Annotated in this window: 18 protein-coding genes and 1 pseudogene; 16 read left to right on the top strand and 3 right to left on the bottom strand. The window is 59.1% G+C overall.

The window, feature by feature from the left end:
* Position 1: 1 nt before the first annotated feature.
* The 12 genes and pseudogenes from ACZZ0D_RS18285 (at position 2) to recX (ending at position 9,092) form a co-directional block, all read left to right on the top strand.
* Positions 2-1,051: a phage baseplate assembly protein gene (locus ACZZ0D_RS18285; RefSeq protein ID WP_463553948.1), complete on the top strand. Its 1,050-nt coding sequence runs from the start codon at positions 2-4 to the stop codon at positions 1,049-1,051.
* A gap of 134 nt (positions 1,052-1,185) precedes the next feature.
* Positions 1,186-1,695 (top strand): phage baseplate assembly protein V, encoded by a 510-nt coding sequence (locus ACZZ0D_RS18280; protein ID WP_463553947.1) that lies wholly within the window; start codon positions 1,186-1,188, stop codon positions 1,693-1,695.
* On the top strand, positions 1,695-2,093 hold the full coding sequence (locus ACZZ0D_RS18275; RefSeq protein WP_212545318.1) for a phage GP46 family protein: 399 nt from the start codon (positions 1,695-1,697) through the stop codon (positions 2,091-2,093). The genes ACZZ0D_RS18280 and ACZZ0D_RS18275 overlap by 1 nt, the downstream gene beginning before the upstream one ends.
* Positions 2,083-3,126, top strand: a complete 1,044-nt coding sequence (locus ACZZ0D_RS18270; RefSeq protein WP_282357811.1) for a baseplate J/gp47 family protein — start codon at positions 2,083-2,085, stop codon at positions 3,124-3,126. Before ACZZ0D_RS18275 ends, ACZZ0D_RS18270 begins: the two co-directional genes overlap by 11 nt.
* Positions 3,114-3,715, top strand: a pseudogene (locus ACZZ0D_RS18265) (YmfQ family protein). Before ACZZ0D_RS18270 ends, ACZZ0D_RS18265 begins: the two are co-directional and overlap by 13 nt.
* A gap of 10 nt (positions 3,716-3,725) precedes the next feature.
* Positions 3,726-5,279, top strand: coding sequence for a phage tail protein (locus ACZZ0D_RS18260; protein WP_463553946.1), 1,554 nt, complete (start codon positions 3,726-3,728; stop codon positions 5,277-5,279).
* Positions 5,280-5,281: 2 nt separating this feature from the next.
* Positions 5,282-5,749 (top strand): tail fiber assembly protein, encoded by a 468-nt coding sequence (locus ACZZ0D_RS18255; protein ID WP_463553945.1) that lies wholly within the window; start codon positions 5,282-5,284, stop codon positions 5,747-5,749.
* A gap of 96 nt (positions 5,750-5,845) precedes the next feature.
* Complete coding sequence (locus tag ACZZ0D_RS18250; RefSeq protein WP_463553944.1) at positions 5,846-6,412, top strand: glycoside hydrolase family 19 protein; 567 nt, start codon at positions 5,846-5,848, stop codon at positions 6,410-6,412.
* Complete coding sequence (locus ACZZ0D_RS18245) at positions 6,391-6,909, top strand: lysis system i-spanin subunit Rz (protein WP_159813146.1); 519 nt, start codon at positions 6,391-6,393, stop codon at positions 6,907-6,909. The genes ACZZ0D_RS18250 and ACZZ0D_RS18245 overlap by 22 nt, the downstream gene beginning before the upstream one ends.
* A gap of 67 nt (positions 6,910-6,976) precedes the next feature.
* Positions 6,977-7,477: a CinA family protein gene (locus ACZZ0D_RS18240; protein ID WP_053117718.1), complete on the top strand. Its 501-nt coding sequence runs from the start codon at positions 6,977-6,979 to the stop codon at positions 7,475-7,477.
* An 83-nt stretch (positions 7,478-7,560) separates the two neighbouring features.
* Positions 7,561-8,613: a recombinase RecA gene (gene recA, locus ACZZ0D_RS18235; protein WP_159813148.1), complete on the top strand. Its 1,053-nt coding sequence runs from the start codon at positions 7,561-7,563 to the stop codon at positions 8,611-8,613.
* Positions 8,614-8,621: 8 nt separating this feature from the next.
* Positions 8,622-9,092, top strand: a complete 471-nt coding sequence (gene recX, locus ACZZ0D_RS18230) for a recombination regulator RecX (protein ID WP_463553943.1) — start codon at positions 8,622-8,624, stop codon at positions 9,090-9,092.
* Positions 9,093-9,145: 53 nt separating this feature from the next.
* On the opposite strand, the gene ACZZ0D_RS18225 is transcribed toward recX, so the two are convergent.
* Positions 9,146-10,264 carry an LOG family protein gene (locus ACZZ0D_RS18225; protein WP_463553942.1) on the bottom strand — a complete coding sequence of 373 codons (1,119 nt, stop codon included), beginning with the start codon at positions 10,262-10,264 and terminating at the stop codon, positions 9,146-9,148.
* A 349-nt stretch (positions 10,265-10,613) separates the two neighbouring features.
* On the opposite strand from ACZZ0D_RS18225, the gene ACZZ0D_RS18220 reads away from it, so the two are divergent.
* Positions 10,614-10,808 (top strand): hypothetical protein, encoded by a 195-nt coding sequence (locus ACZZ0D_RS18220; RefSeq protein ID WP_053117727.1) that lies wholly within the window; start codon positions 10,614-10,616, stop codon positions 10,806-10,808.
* Here the strand turns inward: ACZZ0D_RS18220 and ACZZ0D_RS18215 are convergent, their stop codons facing one another.
* Positions 10,809-11,234 (bottom strand): PA3611 family quorum-sensing-regulated virulence factor, encoded by a 426-nt coding sequence (locus ACZZ0D_RS18215; protein ID WP_053117728.1) that lies wholly within the window; start codon positions 11,232-11,234, stop codon positions 10,809-10,811. It lies immediately after the preceding gene.
* Between the two features lie 189 nt (positions 11,235-11,423).
* Between ACZZ0D_RS18215 and ACZZ0D_RS18210 the strand changes: the two genes are divergently transcribed.
* The 3 genes from ACZZ0D_RS18210 (at position 11,424) to ACZZ0D_RS18200 (ending at position 13,481) form a co-directional block, all read left to right on the top strand.
* Positions 11,424-12,170: a tRNA-uridine aminocarboxypropyltransferase gene (locus ACZZ0D_RS18210; protein ID WP_400754903.1), complete on the top strand. Its 747-nt coding sequence runs from the start codon at positions 11,424-11,426 to the stop codon at positions 12,168-12,170.
* 223 nt (positions 12,171-12,393) lie between these two features.
* Positions 12,394-13,044: a response regulator transcription factor ErdR gene (gene erdR / locus ACZZ0D_RS18205; protein ID WP_053117733.1), complete on the top strand. Its 651-nt coding sequence runs from the start codon at positions 12,394-12,396 to the stop codon at positions 13,042-13,044.
* A gap of 74 nt (positions 13,045-13,118) precedes the next feature.
* On the top strand, positions 13,119-13,481 hold the full coding sequence (locus ACZZ0D_RS18200; RefSeq protein ID WP_463553941.1) for a diacylglycerol kinase: 363 nt from the start codon (positions 13,119-13,121) through the stop codon (positions 13,479-13,481).
* Here ACZZ0D_RS18200 and ACZZ0D_RS18195 read toward each other — a convergent pair.
* Positions 13,478-14,404 carry a LysR family transcriptional regulator gene (locus tag ACZZ0D_RS18195; protein WP_053117737.1) on the bottom strand — a complete coding sequence of 309 codons (927 nt, stop codon included), beginning with the start codon at positions 14,402-14,404 and terminating at the stop codon, positions 13,478-13,480. The genes ACZZ0D_RS18200 and ACZZ0D_RS18195 overlap by 4 nt on opposite strands.
* Positions 14,405-14,484: the final 80 nt, after the last annotated feature.

The following is a 14,484-nucleotide window of genomic DNA, read 5'->3' as shown; positions in this document are numbered from 1 at the left end:
CATGAGCGAGATGGATAATCGCGTCACGCTGACGGTTAATGACATGGAGTACGGCGGCTGGAAAAGCGTCGAAATCAGCGCCGATCTGGAGCGTCAGTTTCGCACCTTCAAACTGGATATCACTTGGCAGTGGCCGGGACAAACTGTGGATCAGCGGATCAAACCCGGTGACCCCTGCGAAGTGAAAATCGGTAAGGATCTGGTGCTCACCGGTTATGTGTTCAAAGCGCCTATCAGTTATGACGGACGTCAGATTAGCCTGAGCATCGAAGGCAGTTCCAAGACACAGGATCTGGTCGATTGTGCAGCCGCCAACCGGCCGAATCAATGGCAGGATCAACCCTTGCTGAGTATCGTCGAGGCGTTGGCGAGTGAGTATTCGCTGAAGGTGGTCAACGAAATTCCCGAGACGTCGCGGCTGGCCAAACACACGATCGTGCCGGGCGAAACGGTGTTCCAGTCGATCGACCGTTTGCTCTCGTTGTTGCGGGTTTTTTCCACCGATGACGAGCAGGGCCGGCTGGTGCTGGCCAAGCCCGGCAGCGGCGGTCGTGCCAGTGATGCGCTGGAACTGGGCAAGAATATTTTGTCTGCCAATGCGCCGATGGATCAGAGCCAGGTGTTCTCCGAATACCGGGTGATCGGTCAGCAAAAAGGCTCGGACACCCAGAGCGGGGCGGCGGTCAGCGAAGTTGAATCGACGGCGGCTGATCTGACCTTCAAACGTCGGCGCACCACGGTGATCAACGAGGGCACGCAACTGACCTTTGAGTTGGCGCAGCAGCGTGCCCAATGGGAAAGTGCCACCCGCCTGGGCCGCGCGCAAACCACCACGTATCAGGTGCAGGGCTGGCGTCAGGCCAATGGCGATTTGTGGCGTCACAACACGCTGGTGCGAGTGAAAGATCCGGTGCTTGGTTTTGACGGCGACATGCTCATTTCAAAAGTGACGTATTCATTGTCGGCACAAGGCTCGGTGACCACGCTGCAAGTGGCCCCGCCGCATACCTTTGACGCCAACCCAACACCCCCGAAAAAATCCCCGACCTGACACCGCCCCCTGTGGGAGCGGGCTTGCTCGCGAAGACGTCGGCAGCTGCAACATCACATTGCCTGACCCACCGCCTTCGCGAGCAAGCCCGCTCCCACATTGATCGCGTGACTGTCAACTTTGAAGGACACCCCATGAGCCTGATGACACGCCTGCTGGCGCGCGGCACTGTCGTGCTCGCCAATTCGGCCGCCAAGCTGCAATCGCTGCAAATGCGCCTCACCGCCGGTGAAGTCAACGACGACCTCGAACACTTCGAACCGTACGGTTTCACCAGCCATCCACTGGCCGGCGCCGAGGGCGTCGTCACCTTCATCGGCGGCGACCGTTCCCACGCCATCGCTTTAGTCATCGCCGACCGCCGCTACCGCCTGCAAGCGCTGGCCGCCGGCGAAGTGGCGATCTACACCGACGAAGGCGACAAGATCCATTTCAAGCGCGGACGGATCATCGACATCGAAACCGCCACGCTGAACATCCGCGCCAGCAGCGCGGTGAACTTCGACACGCCGGTGATCAATCAGAGCGGAAAAATCGTCTCCACCGGTGATCAGCTCGCTGGCGGTATCAGCCAGATCAAACACGTCCACGTCGGCGTACAAGCCGGCAGCGGCCAGACCGGTGTGCCGGCAGGAGGCAAGTGATGTTTATCAGCCAGAACCTCCACGCCGCACTGACCCGCGCCGTGCTTATCAGCCTGTTCACCTGGCGCCGCGCTGCCGATGACGACGCACTCGACGATGAAGAACGATTCGGCTGGTGGGGCGACAGTTTTCCTACCGTCGCTGACGATCGCATCGGCTCGCGGCTGTGGCTGTTGCGCCGGGTCAAGCTGACCCGACAAACCCAGATGGACGCCGAGTTCTATGCCCGCGAAGCCTTGCAATGGCTGATCGACGACGGCCACTGCAGCGCCATCGACATCCTCAGCGAACGCCTCGATGCCCAGCGTCTGAACCTGCGCACGGTGCTGACCCTGGCCGACGGCGAACGTCTGGACATCAACCCCGATAACAGTTGGCAGGTGATCTATGCCGTTTGAAACCCCTTCGCTGCCGGTGCTGATCAAACGCACCCAAAGCGACCTGGCCGGCGATTCGCTGCGCCAGTCCGATGCGCAAGTGCTGGCCCGCACCCTCGGCGGCGCCGCGTTTGGTCTGTACGGTTATCTCGACTGGATTGCCGAGCAGATCCTCCCCGACAAAGCCGATGAGTCGACCCTGGAACGCATCGCCGCGTTGCGTCTGAACCAGCCGCGCAAACCCGCGCAGGTGGCCACGGGCAGCGTCAGCTTCAGCGCTACGGCCGGTGCGATTCTGGACGTCGATACGTTGCTGCAAACCAATGATGGCCGTACTTACAAAGTCACCACTGCGCGGGTCACGGCCAACGGTGTCAACAGCACCACCATCGCCGCGCTTGACGCCGGCAGCCTCGGTAATGCCGATGCGGGCCTCGTATTGACGCCGGTGCAGCCGGTTGCCGGCATTGTCGGTAGTAGTTTTGTGGTGCAGGCGCCGGGACTCAGCGGTGGTGTCGCGCGGGAGAGTCTGGAGTCGCTGCGTTCGCGAGTGATTCGTTCCTATCGCGTGATCCCTCACGGTGGCTCGGCCAGTGATTATGAAACCTGGGCGCTGGAAGTGCCGGGTGTGACGCGGGCGTGGTGCCGTGCAAGCGATGTCGGCTATGGAATTGTCTATTTGTTCGTCATGCGCGATGACGATTTGCAGCCTATTCCCAACGCAGAACGGTTGGCCGAAATCCAGGCCTATATCGAACCCCTGCGTCCGGTCACAGCCGAGTTGCACGTGCTGGCGCCGCAACAAGTTTCGGTTACCTACAAACTACGTTTGAACCCTGATACCAGTGCGGTACGAGCTGCGGTCGAAGAGCAATTGCGCGACCTGCATAACCGAGAGGCAGGCATGGGCGATACGTTGCTGCTCAGTCACATCCGCGAAGCGATCAGCAGTGCAGCCGGTGAATACGACCACAGTCTGATTGAGCCAATCGGCGATGTTGAGGCTGCGGACAACCAGTTGCTCACCTACGGGGGGTGTGTATGGGTGGCATAAGGACGCCTGCTCAATATCAATCCCAGCTCCGCACTCTGCTGCCGAGCGGGTCGCTGCCTGGGATCCTGAACGAGTGCCGGAACTGGAGGCAGTTCTTGAAGGCATTTCGCAGGAGTTATCGCGTCTGGACGCGCGTGCGGTTGACCTGCAAAACGAGATGGATCCGGCTGGCGTCAGTGAACTTGTACCGGATTGGGAGCGGGTCATGAACTTGCCCGACCCCTGCCTTGGTCAGAAGCCATTGTTTGACGATCGTCGCCTGGCGGTACGTCGGCGCCTGCTCGCGGTAGGCAGCCAAACCATCGGTTACTTCATAGAAATCGCCCAGACCCAAGGCTATCCCAACGCCACCGTCACCGAGATGCAGGCACCCCGAATGGGGCGCTCACGTTTTGGCAGTGCGCACTTCGGCAGTTGGCGGGCGCAGTTCATGTGGACACTCAATACCGGTGGGCGGCAGTTCACCGGCCGCCGTTTCGGCGCCAGTTACTGGGGCGAGCGTTTCGGCGTGAATCCGGGCAGTGCTCTGGAATGCCTTATCCATCGCAGTGCGCCGGCGCATACCCGTGTGTACATCAATTATGACTAGAGGTTAGAAAATGGATTTCCCAAAAAATACGCCCGGCGTCGGCCTGGTGAACGGACAGTTTGCGGACGAAAATCCGGTGGCTGGAACTCCGGGTTCTTTGATTCCGGCAACGTGGGGCAACGCTGTCACGCAAGAAATTCTGAATGTGATTAGAGCAGCCGGGTTAGTCCCCAAAGAAGATGCTTCCACGCAATTGCTGGAGGCTATCCAGAGTTTCGCTGCCCACGATTTCAAGAACTCGGCCCGTGTTGCGACAACAGGCTCGATTGCCCTGAGCGGCTTGCAAAAAATCGACGGTGTGCAGCTCGCTGCAGCTGATCGAGTGCTGGTGAAGGATCAACCCAATGCATCGCAAAACGGTGTGTACGTGGTGGCTGCGGGGTCCTGGTCGCGAGCGGTGGATGCAACGCAAGACTATCAAGTAACCAGTAGTTTCATCATCGCGACCGATGAGGGCGTGGTGAACAAATCTCGCATTTGGCAGTTGACCACTCCGGGCCCGATCAAGGTCGGCACTACCGGTCTGACCTTCGAAATGTTTGCCGGCTACACCGGTGTGGCGTCTGGCGAATACCGCAAGGTCATGGTCAACGCGCGCGGGCAAGTAACCGCTGGCTCCAACCCGACCACGCTTGATGGCTATGGCATAACTGATGCCTACACAAAAGTGGCAGCGAACAATGCGTTCGTGAAGCAGGGCGGTGGCGCCGGACAGCTGGGCAACTCGGTGTCGATTGGCTGGGATGGTAAAAACATCCTTATCCAGGTGGACGCCACCAGTTTTGGCAACCTGTGGTGCTCTGCCAACTTTGACCCGGGCACCAAGGCCAACGTCGCCGATGTTTATTCAAAGACCGCGACGGACAGTTTTCTCGACAACAAGATCAGCGGCGATGCCTGTGCTATCGCGGGTTTCGCCAGCGGCAACTCCGCTGCGCCGTACATGCGAAACAGGAACAACAACGAAGTTGTCGTGCTGGCCAGAACCGCGACGACCTTGGGTGGCTATGGCATTACCGATGCGATGCCCCGCGCTGAAGCCAACAGTGCGATCAATGCTCGTGTGCTGAGTGACGGAATTACCTACGCAGGTTTCGCCAGTAACGATCTGTCCCAGCCTTATTTTCGTCGCGCCTCCGACAGCACTCTTCTGCTGCTACAGCCTCGACTTGGGTTTGTGCCGGTTCGTCAGGGCGGTGGCAATTTCCAGTCCACCAATACAGTCATGATCGGTTGGGCGGCGGACGGAACGTCGTTGCGGGCGCAAGTCGATGCCACGGATCTGGGCAGTATCTCGACCGACGGCATCGGCAATGTCAAAGCGATTTACGCGCAGTCAACGGCAGAAACCGGGATGGTCGGTTCGTATGCCTTGCTGGTGGTCGGTGGTGGTGGCGCGACGGGGCCGGGGGCACTCGCCGCAGGTGTCAATTGCCGCTTCACCGCCACCGATGGCTCTGCCTGGGGCGGCGCACCTGCCGGTACCTGGCGATTGATGGGTGCTATTCGTAACGCGGACGGCGCCAGTCCCGATTCCACCACCGTATGCCTGAGGGTTTCTTGAACATGATGAAAGTATTGAGTGCACGTAAGCCACGCTGGAATGACGTCGAACACACCTCGTTGAACCTGTTGGTCACCTTCGAAGAGTCCAAAGATACATTGGGGGAAATGCCATTTACGGCCTCTCCGAAAGATCCGGAATCGCACGGCCGTGAACTGTTTGAACGGGCGACGGCACTGGAGTACGGCGACATCGCCGAGCCCAGCGACGAGACTTTGAAAAATACACAGCGCATGAAATGCTCAGGCCTTTCAGCGTTGGCATCGTCGACGATCACAAAGTTGCAGGGCGACTTGAGTACGTTGCGGGACTCTATCGCCCTGGAAATGGCGACAGAGGAAGAGCTCGCTCATGTGCCAGTGGTTCAGGCGCAGCTGGATCTTTGGAGAAAGTACCGGGTATTGCTTTCAAGAGTAGAAACCCAGGCCGCTTTTCCTCGCACGATCGATTGGCCGCAGCAACCTGATTGATTGCTGATGTAAGCGCGGGAGCGTCGGTTCATGACGCTCCCGCCAGTCTGCGGTTTCTTGCTGATGAAGGTTCTTCTAAAGAGTGGTTGGATTGAAATGTCCGTTACCCAAGACCAACTGGTCAACATCCTCCCCAACGCCCGCACCCAAGCGGGCGTTTTTGTTTCTGCGCTCAATGCTGCCATGGAGCGCTTTCGTATCAATACCCCCAAACGCATCGCCGCGTTTCTTGCGCAAGTCGGTCACGAGTCCGGGCAATTGCGATACGTGCGCGAACTGGGCAACAACCAATACCTGAGCAAATACGACACCGGCACCCTGGCCTTGCGCTTGGGCAACACGCCCGAAGCTGACGGCGACGGGCAAAAATACCGCGGGCGCGGGCTCATCCAGATCACCGGGCGCAGCAACTATCGCCAGTGCAGCCTCGGTCTGTTTGGCGATGAACGCCTGCTGTCGCTGCCAGAACTGCTCGAACAACCGCAATGGGCGGCCGAATCTGCCGCTTGGTTCTGGGAGCAGAACGGCCTCAACGAACTGGCTGATCGCGACCAGTTCAACACCATCACCCGGCGAATAAACGGCGGGTTGAACGGCTTGCAGGATCGCCTGGAAATCTGGGCGCGGGCGAGGGCGGTGCTATGCCAATCCCCTGGCGAATGATTGGCTTACTCTTATTGGCCGTCGGCGCTTTTGTGGCGGCCTGGCAGTTTCAGGACTGGCGCTACGGCCGCCAACTCGCCGAGCAATCGCGTTTAAACACCGAAACGTTGAATCAACAGAATCTCGCCGCCGCCTCGGCGCAACAGGCCGAGCAGGATAAACGCCTGGCGCTCGAGCAACGGCTCGCGACCAGTGAACAAACTCACTATCGAGCACTGAGCGATGCCCAACGTGATCAGGATCGCCTGCGCGATCGCCTTGCCACTGCTGATGTGCGCCTGTCAGTCCTCCTCGACGCAGGCGATGTTGTCCACGGCTGCAACGTGCCAGCCACCGCCGGCCCCGGCGGCGTGGATCATGCAGCCGTTCGCGCCCGACTTGACCCGGCGCATGCTCAACGAATTATCGCCATCACCGACACCGGCGACCGCGGACTGATTGCCTTGCAGGCGTGTCAGGCCTATGTCAGAGCGCTCGCGCCCGAACATTTTGAATGACTCTGTGTCTTGAAAGCGCAACCGGCTCGTGTACGGTGGAGGCATTCCACACGATCCGGAGTGCGCCGTGAAAGAGATCACCCAATTGGCTGCTGAACTGGGCCGACGCCTGCAAGTGCTCAATGCCCATGTCACCACTGCGGAGTCGTGTACCGGTGGCGGCATCGCCGAAGCGATCACGCGGATTCCCGGCAGCTCGGCCTGGTTTGAAGCGGGTTACGTGACGTACTCCAACCGGCAGAAAACCCAGCAACTGAATGTGCCGACCGGGTTGTTCGAGACGGTAGGCGCGGTCAGTGCCGAGGTGGTTGAGGCGATGGTGCGTGGCGCGCAGGACAAAAGTCTGGCGCGATTTGCCGTGGCGGTCAGCGGTGTGGCGGGGCCGGACGGTGGTTCACCAAACAAACCGGTCGGCACCGTGTGGCTGGCCTGGGGCGTTGGCGAGACGGTCACCAGTGAGGTTCAACACTTCCCCGGTAACCGCGACGAAGTCCGCCGACAAACGGTGAAGGCCGCGCTAGAGGGGCTCCTGCGACTAGCGGCACGAGAAATCGAAAATCAGGGGTAGGCGATCCGCGAACGCTGTGGAATAATACTGGCTACTTATACAGGTGTTGGCCGTCAGGCCTTATTGATTACGTGAGGACTTTAATGGACGACAACAAGAAGAAAGCCTTGGCTGCGGCCCTGGGTCAGATCGAACGTCAATTCGGCAAGGGTGCCGTAATGCGTATGGGCGATCAGGACCGTCAGGCGATCCCGGCTATCTCCACTGGCTCTCTGGGTCTGGACATCGCGCTCGGCATTGGCGGTCTGCCAAAAGGCCGTATCGTTGAAATCTACGGTCCTGAATCCTCCGGTAAAACCACACTGACTCTGTCCGTGATTGCCCAGGCTCAGAAAGCTGGCGCGACCTGCGCATTCGTCGATGCCGAACACGCCCTCGACCCTGAGTACGCCGGCAAACTGGGCGTCAACGTCGACGACCTACTGGTGTCCCAGCCGGACACCGGTGAACAGGCACTGGAAATCACCGATATGCTGGTGCGCTCCAACGCCGTTGACGTGATCATCGTCGACTCCGTGGCAGCCCTGGTACCGAAGGCTGAGATCGAAGGCGAAATGGGTGACATGCACGTGGGCCTGCAAGCCCGTCTGATGTCCCAGGCGCTGCGTAAAATCACCGGTAACATCAAGAACGCCAACTGCCTGGTGATCTTCATCAACCAGATCCGTATGAAGATCGGTGTGATGTTCGGTAGCCCGGAAACCACTACCGGTGGTAACGCGCTGAAGTTCTACGCGTCGGTTCGTCTCGACATCCGCCGTACCGGCGCGGTGAAAGAAGGCGACGAAGTGGTCGGTAGCGAAACCCGCGTCAAGGTTGTGAAGAACAAGGTGGCTTCGCCGTTCCGTCAGGCCGAGTTCCAGATTCTTTACGGCAAGGGCATCTACCTCAACGGCGAGATGATCGACCTGGGCGTGCTGCACGGTTTCGTCGAGAAGTCTGGCGCCTGGTACGCGTACGAAGGCACCAAGATCGGTCAGGGCAAGGCCAACTCGGCCAAGTTCCTGGCGGACAACCCGGAAATCGCGAAAAAGCTTGAGAAGCAACTGCGTGACAAGCTGCTGACCCCAGCGGCCGACACCAAGGCTTCGCCGGTCAAAGAGACCGAAGACGACCTGGCCGACGCTGATATCTGATCGCAACGATGAGCGCCGTCGTACTCGAAACCCTCGTCGCGGTGCGGCGAACCGCCATGGATCTGCTTGCACGTCGCGAGCACGGTCGAGTCGAGCTGACGCGCAAACTGCGACAGCGCGGCGCTGAGGCGGAGATGATCGAAACAGCCCTCGACCGTTTGACGGAAGAGGGCCTGCTTTCCGAAGCCCGTTACCTTGAAAGCTTTGTTTCCTACCGTGCCCGCTCCGGCTATGGCCCATTGCGGATTCGAGAAGAACTGAGTCAGCGCGGCTTGCAACGCGCTGATATCGAACTCGCCCTGCGCGAAAGCGGTATCAGTTGGCAGGAGCAACTTCAGGAAACGTGGCAGCGCAAGTTCTCCGGGCATTTGCCGATAGATGCGAAAGAGCGGGCCAAGCAAGGCCGATTCCTTGCGTATCGGGGTTTCTCGATGGAGATGATCAACCGCTTGTTCAGCGGTCGAGGGATGGACGATTAAGACGCCTCAATAAAAACGGCCCGCTATGGAAATAGCGGGCCGTTTTTTTGCCTTTAAATTGCCTTTGACGGCTCACGCGTACGTTGCGCCGCTTGCGGTTTGGACTGCGCCCAGTTTTCCGGCAGGTTGATGTAGTCGATCAGTTCCCTCAAACGCCCTTGATTACGCGCATTGAAGGCGAAAGCCAGTCGCGCCAGATGGCTGTATTGCGCGTCATCATGTTCCTCGCCGCTGTAAGCGTGTTGATGGAATTGGTCGCTGAGGCACAAATCGGCAAAGGCCTCCTGCATATGCTCAAGCGCCTGATCGCTGAGTTTGTGATTCATGCGAATGACAAACTGCCGCTTGAGCCAGCGGCTGGAGTGGAAGTTGCTGTAGAACTGGTTGATCTGCTCCACCGCCTCTTCGACCGTGTACACCAGACGCATCAGTTTCATGTCGGTCGGCAGGATGTAGTGATTTTCCTCCAGTTGCTGGCGAATGAAATCCATCGCGCCCTGCCAGAACGTGCCGCCCGGCACATCCAGCAACACCACCGGCACCAGCGGACTTTTCCCAGTCTGAATCAACGTCAGCACTTCCAGTGCTTCATCCAGCGTGCCGAAACCGCCGGGGCACAGCACCAGCGCGTCGGCCTCTTTGACGAAGAACAATTTACGGGTGAAGAAGAAGTGGAACGGCAGCAAATTGCCGGTGCCGTCGACGGTCGGGTTCGCATGCTGTTCGAAGGGCAGGGTGATATTGAAGCCGAGGCTGTGATCGAGACCGGCACCTTCGTGCGCAGCGGCCATGATGCCGCCACCGGCACCAGTGATGACCATCATGTCGGAGCGTGCCAATTGCGCGCCGAGTTCTCGGGCCAGCGCATACAGCGGATGTTCGACCGGCGTGCGTGCCGAGCCGAACACGGTGACTTTACGTCGGCCCTTGAATTGCTCCAGCACGCGAAACGCTTGCTCCAGTTCGCGCAGGGCTTGCAGGGTGATCTTGGCGTTCCAGCGGTTGTGGTCTTCCTGAGCCATGCGCAGCACGGTCAGGATCATGTCGCGGTAAATGGGAAGGTTCGGGCTGTTGGGGGAAACACGGCTGAGTTGTGCTTCGACCTGACTGATGAGGTCGGGGCCGCTTTCCTGAAAATGACGACTCAACAGGTCATTCGGTTGGTAAGGCATTCAACGTCTCCTTCTGCACAGAGCGGGTGGCCCTGACGAGCGGCGTCAGGGCCGCGCTGCAAAAACACACACGATCGGCAGTTCCATTTCTGCCGTTAACAGATGATCGGGAATACTTTGAATTTAGACCCTTGCGTGCAATTGCGCTGACTCGATCATTGCGCCGCAATGTTCTGGCTGGCAACCGCTTGTTGATATTCAGGGATCGGCACACCGCTCGTCTGAACGTGCTACGCGCGCTAAACCCTCTGATTAACTAACTTACAGGCGCCGTACGACAGCGTTGCGGCAATAACCGTACGCAAGGTGCACGTTTTTGAAGGATTTGCGGGTAGCCAGGAGGCGGGACATGACCAGAGTGGTTCTGGAGATCGATGCACAGTTGTATCGAATGTTGAAAGCATCTGCCGAGACCCATCAGGTCAGTCTCGAAGAGGAATGCTGCCGGCGTTTGGCGGGTGGTGAGCATCCGTCGCAGTATCTTCAGGCCTTGCTGGCCGAACTGCGCGCCGAGGATGAACAGCGGCGCGCCAATTCGCGATGATTACTTCTTCTTCGCCGGGGCAGTTTTCGGGCAATCCGAATCCTGATAGCTGGCGGAGCCGATCGCCTTGTTGGTTTTCACTTCGGTGAAGTCGTAACGCATGACCGCGCCCTTGGCCATTAGCTTGCGAAAGGCCGGGTTGTTGCACACCGAAGCGCCCAGTTGAAAGTACACAGCCTTGGGATCAGCACGCATTTTCTGCGCATGACTGGCCTGCACGCTCAGGTGGTTGATCAGCGTGGTGCCTTCAACGGTGAAACCCTGATCAAGAATGTCTTCACTGATGGCGCGTGGCGTGCCGACGCTGCTCTGGGCGGCGACGTTGCGCAGCTCGCGGTTCAGATTCTGCTCACTCAAGGATGCAGCCTGAGCGGTGAAGGACGACGCCAGCAGAATGGCAGCGGTGGGAACAATAAGGCGCAGCATGAAACTCTCCTGATTCGGTGACTGGTGGTTCGACCAGCCTCGGGGCTGTGCGTTCAGTGGCGCCGAATTATAGGGGAGCCGGTCGGGAGGGTACAGGCTTGTCCCCGTTGCTCTGGTAAACTGCCGGCCTTTATTGCCCTGCCGAGTGCTGTTCGTGTCGAGTTTCCCTGTCTGCCGGCGTTGCCCGCGATGAACCATGCCCCCAATGCCGTCGCCCGTTTGCGCGACCAGCGCGAAGATGAAGGCATCAAGCCGATTCAGGCCCGTGGCTTTCGCTCCGAGCGTTGCCGCGATTGCCGGGTGATCATCAGCCATTGCCTGTGTGCGTGGCGACCAAGCGTCGACACGCGTTCGGGCGTGTGCCTGATCATGACCGGCAAGGAAGTGTTCAAACCAAGCAACACCGGTTGGCTGATTGCCGACGTGGTGCGCGATAACCATGCGTTCATCTGGTCTCGCACCGAGCCCGATCCGCAGATGCTGGCGCTGCTCAACGACCCGCAATGGCAGCCGTATCTGGTGTTTCCCGGCGAATACGTCGAGCCGTCGCGGGTGACCAACACGGTCGCGCCCGATAGCAGCAAGCGCCCGCTGTTTATTCTGCTGGATGCGACGTGGACGGAAGCGCGGAAGATTTTCCGCAAGAGCCCGTATTTCGATCGCTTGCCGATCCTGAGCCTGCTGCCCGACAAACTCTCGCGTTATCGCCTGCGCCGTTCCACCCGCAGCGAACATCTGTGCACCGCCGAAGTCGCGGCGCTGTGCCTGGAGCTGGCCGGCGACTCGGATGCCGCCTCGGCGCTGGACGCCTATTTCGATGTGTTCAGCCAGCATTACCTCGGCGCCAAGCAACAGCTCGACATGAATGAATCCACGCCCGCGCACGCCGAGTTGCTGCCCTATATACGAAAGCCGCAGCCGGAGTTGGCGCAATAGTGGCCCATACTGTAGCTACCGGCGGCCTTGCTGCTTGACCACCCAGTCTTCGCTGGGCATGCTTGGCGCCGATTAGGGTGCGGCCAAGGTTTGAAACGCCGTCTTTGCTGGTTATTGGCGTTGAACGTGCCCCTGTGGATACCGCTTGCAAGCGGCATCTTGAGTTGCTTTGGCCAGACCCGACTGCATCGGGTCTGCCATCAAAAACAGGATCATTTGAAAAATGGCCACATACGACATCCTGATTGCCGATGATCACCCCCTGTTTCGTAGCGCCCTGCATCAAGCGGTGACGCTGGGTCTTGGCCCCGATGTGCGACTGGTGGAGGTGGCGAGCATCGCCGAACTGGAAGCGCGCCTGACCGAAAAATCTGACTGGGATCTGGTGCTGCTGGATCTGAACATGCCCGGCGCTTTCGGGTTTTCCGGGTTGGTCATGCTACGCGGACAGTACCCGCAGATACCGGTGGTGATGGTTTCGGCTCAGGAAGAAGCCTCTGTGGTGGTCAAGTCCCGTGAATTCGGTGCCAGTGGCTTTATTCCCAAGTCCAGCGACCTCAGCGTGATCCAGCAAGCTGTGCGCAAAGTGCTCGATGGCGATGTGTTCTGGCCGCCGCAAGCGTTCGAAGCAGTCGCCGTGTCCGACGAAGCCAAAGCCGCCAGCGATGGCCTCGCTAGCCTGACGCCGCAGCAGTTCCGCGTGCTGACCATGGTCTGCGAAGGCCTGTTGAACAAGCAGATTGCCTATGAGTTGAGTGTGTCGGAAGCGACCATCAAGGCCCACGTCACGGCGATCTTCCGCAAGCTGAATGTGCGCACCCGCACGCAGGCTGCGTTGCTTCTGCAACAACTTGAGTCAATTCCGAGTCAATAAAGCCTGGCGCCTTCACGCTTTTTTGACTTTTGTTGATCTAGCTTTCTCACTCCTTTTTGGTTGGTCTCAACGTTATGTCACCTTTCAAGGGCCAGACCGGCCTGAAACGCATCCTTAATGCCTCCGGTTACTCGCTGGACGGTCTGCGCGCAGCCTTCACCGGTGAAGCGGCGTTCCGCCAACTGGTGCTGCTTAATGTGATCCTGATTCCGGTGACGTTCTTTCTGAATGTCAGCCGTGTTGAACAGGCGCTGTTGATCGCGGTGTGCCTGCTGGCGCTGATCGTCGAGCTGCTGAATTCGGCGGTCGAAGCGGCCATCGACCGCATCTCGCTGGAACTGCACCCACTGTCGAAGAACGCCAAGGACATGGGCAGCGCCGCGCAATTCATCGCGCTGAGCATGATCGGTCTGGTGTGGGCAGTGATTCTGCTTTAAGCGATCGTTGGCAAGACGATCTCGTCGCTGCGCTGAACCCCGGCGGTGAAAGCGCGGCACAGTTCGAGAAACTCGCGCATCGCCGAGGTCTGGTATTTCTGTTTGTGCCAGATGAAGTAGAACTGCCGCGCCAGATCCAGATCCGGCGTTTCCACCGGCACCAGACTGCCGCGTCGGAACGCATCACGCAGCGCCAGTCGCGAGATGCAGCCAATCCCCAGCCCTGATTCCACCGCGCGTTTGATCGCTTCGGTGTGTTCCAGCTCCAGACGGATATTCAGCGCGCTGCGATGATGACGCATGGCCTGATCGAAGGTCAGCCGCGTGCCGGAACCCTGTTCGCGAAGAATCCACGCCTCGTGCGTCAGCTCTTCCATGGTTGCGGTGCCGCGTTTGGCCAAAGGATGCTGCGGCGCGCAAAACACTACCAGCTCATCCTCAACCCAACTCTGCACTTCGATGTCCGGGTGGCTGCAATCGCCTTCGATTAGACCCAGATCAATTTCGTAGTGGGCAACTTGTTGCACGATATTGGCAGTGTTCTGCACGTGCAGCTTCACCTGGCTTTCCGGGTGGCGCTGCATGAAACTGCCGATCAACAGGGTCGCCAGGTAATTGCCGATGGTCAGCGTCGCGCCGACCGACAGCGAGCCGAAACCGGATTTGCCGTTGAGCAGGTCTTCGATTTCCTTGGCCTGATCGAGGAGGGCCACCGCCTGTGGCAGTAGCTGTTTGCCGAGGGCGTTAAGGCTCAGCCGTTTGCCGGCGCGGTCGAACAGCTGGCAGCTGGATTGGCGCTCAAGCTCGGTGATCGAAGTGCTGGCAGCCGACTGCGAGAGGTTGAGCAGACCCGCAGCACGGGATACGCTTTCCTGCTGGGCGACGGCGACGAAGACTTGCAGTTGACGGAGAGTAAATCGCATATCGATATAACCGATAACCCTTATCTTAATAATCCAGTTAACAGATATTGTCGTCGCTATTAGAATGCGATGCAATTGCG

The organism is Pseudomonas sp. AC193, assembly GCF_979258075.1.
The sequence above is the reverse complement of the archived record's forward strand: the minus strand, read 5'-3'. Positions and strand labels throughout refer to the sequence as shown.

Coding starts and splice junctions, on each gene's coding strand:
- recA (WP_159813148.1), top strand. CDS start 7,561: ATGGACGACAACAAGAAGAAAGCCTTGGCTGCGGCCCTGGGTCAGATC.
- ACZZ0D_RS18220 (WP_053117727.1), top strand. CDS start 10,614: ATGACCAGAGTGGTTCTGGAGATCGATGCACAGTTGTATCGAATGTTG.
- ACZZ0D_RS18285 (WP_463553948.1), top strand. CDS start 2: ATGAGCGAGATGGATAATCGCGTCACGCTGACGGTTAATGACATGGAG.
- ACZZ0D_RS18275 (WP_212545318.1), top strand. CDS start 1,695: ATGTTTATCAGCCAGAACCTCCACGCCGCACTGACCCGCGCCGTGCTT.
- recX (WP_463553943.1), top strand. CDS start 8,622: ATGAGCGCCGTCGTACTCGAAACCCTCGTCGCGGTGCGGCGAACCGCC.
- ACZZ0D_RS18195 (WP_053117737.1), bottom strand. CDS start 14,404: ATGCGATTTACTCTCCGTCAACTGCAAGTCTTCGTCGCCGTCGCCCAG.
- ACZZ0D_RS18250 (WP_463553944.1), top strand. CDS start 5,846: ATGTCCGTTACCCAAGACCAACTGGTCAACATCCTCCCCAACGCCCGC.
- ACZZ0D_RS18255 (WP_463553945.1), top strand. CDS start 5,282: ATGATGAAAGTATTGAGTGCACGTAAGCCACGCTGGAATGACGTCGAA.
- ACZZ0D_RS18260 (WP_463553946.1), top strand. CDS start 3,726: ATGGATTTCCCAAAAAATACGCCCGGCGTCGGCCTGGTGAACGGACAG.
- ACZZ0D_RS18210 (WP_400754903.1), top strand. CDS start 11,424: ATGAACCATGCCCCCAATGCCGTCGCCCGTTTGCGCGACCAGCGCGAA.
- ACZZ0D_RS18245 (WP_159813146.1), top strand. CDS start 6,391: ATGCCAATCCCCTGGCGAATGATTGGCTTACTCTTATTGGCCGTCGGC.
- erdR (WP_053117733.1), top strand. CDS start 12,394: ATGGCCACATACGACATCCTGATTGCCGATGATCACCCCCTGTTTCGT.
- ACZZ0D_RS18270 (WP_282357811.1), top strand. CDS start 2,083: ATGCCGTTTGAAACCCCTTCGCTGCCGGTGCTGATCAAACGCACCCAA.
- ACZZ0D_RS18215 (WP_053117728.1), bottom strand. CDS start 11,234: ATGCTGCGCCTTATTGTTCCCACCGCTGCCATTCTGCTGGCGTCGTCC.
- ACZZ0D_RS18225 (WP_463553942.1), bottom strand. CDS start 10,264: ATGCCTTACCAACCGAATGACCTGTTGAGTCGTCATTTTCAGGAAAGC.
- ACZZ0D_RS18200 (WP_463553941.1), top strand. CDS start 13,119: ATGTCACCTTTCAAGGGCCAGACCGGCCTGAAACGCATCCTTAATGCC.
- ACZZ0D_RS18280 (WP_463553947.1), top strand. CDS start 1,186: ATGAGCCTGATGACACGCCTGCTGGCGCGCGGCACTGTCGTGCTCGCC.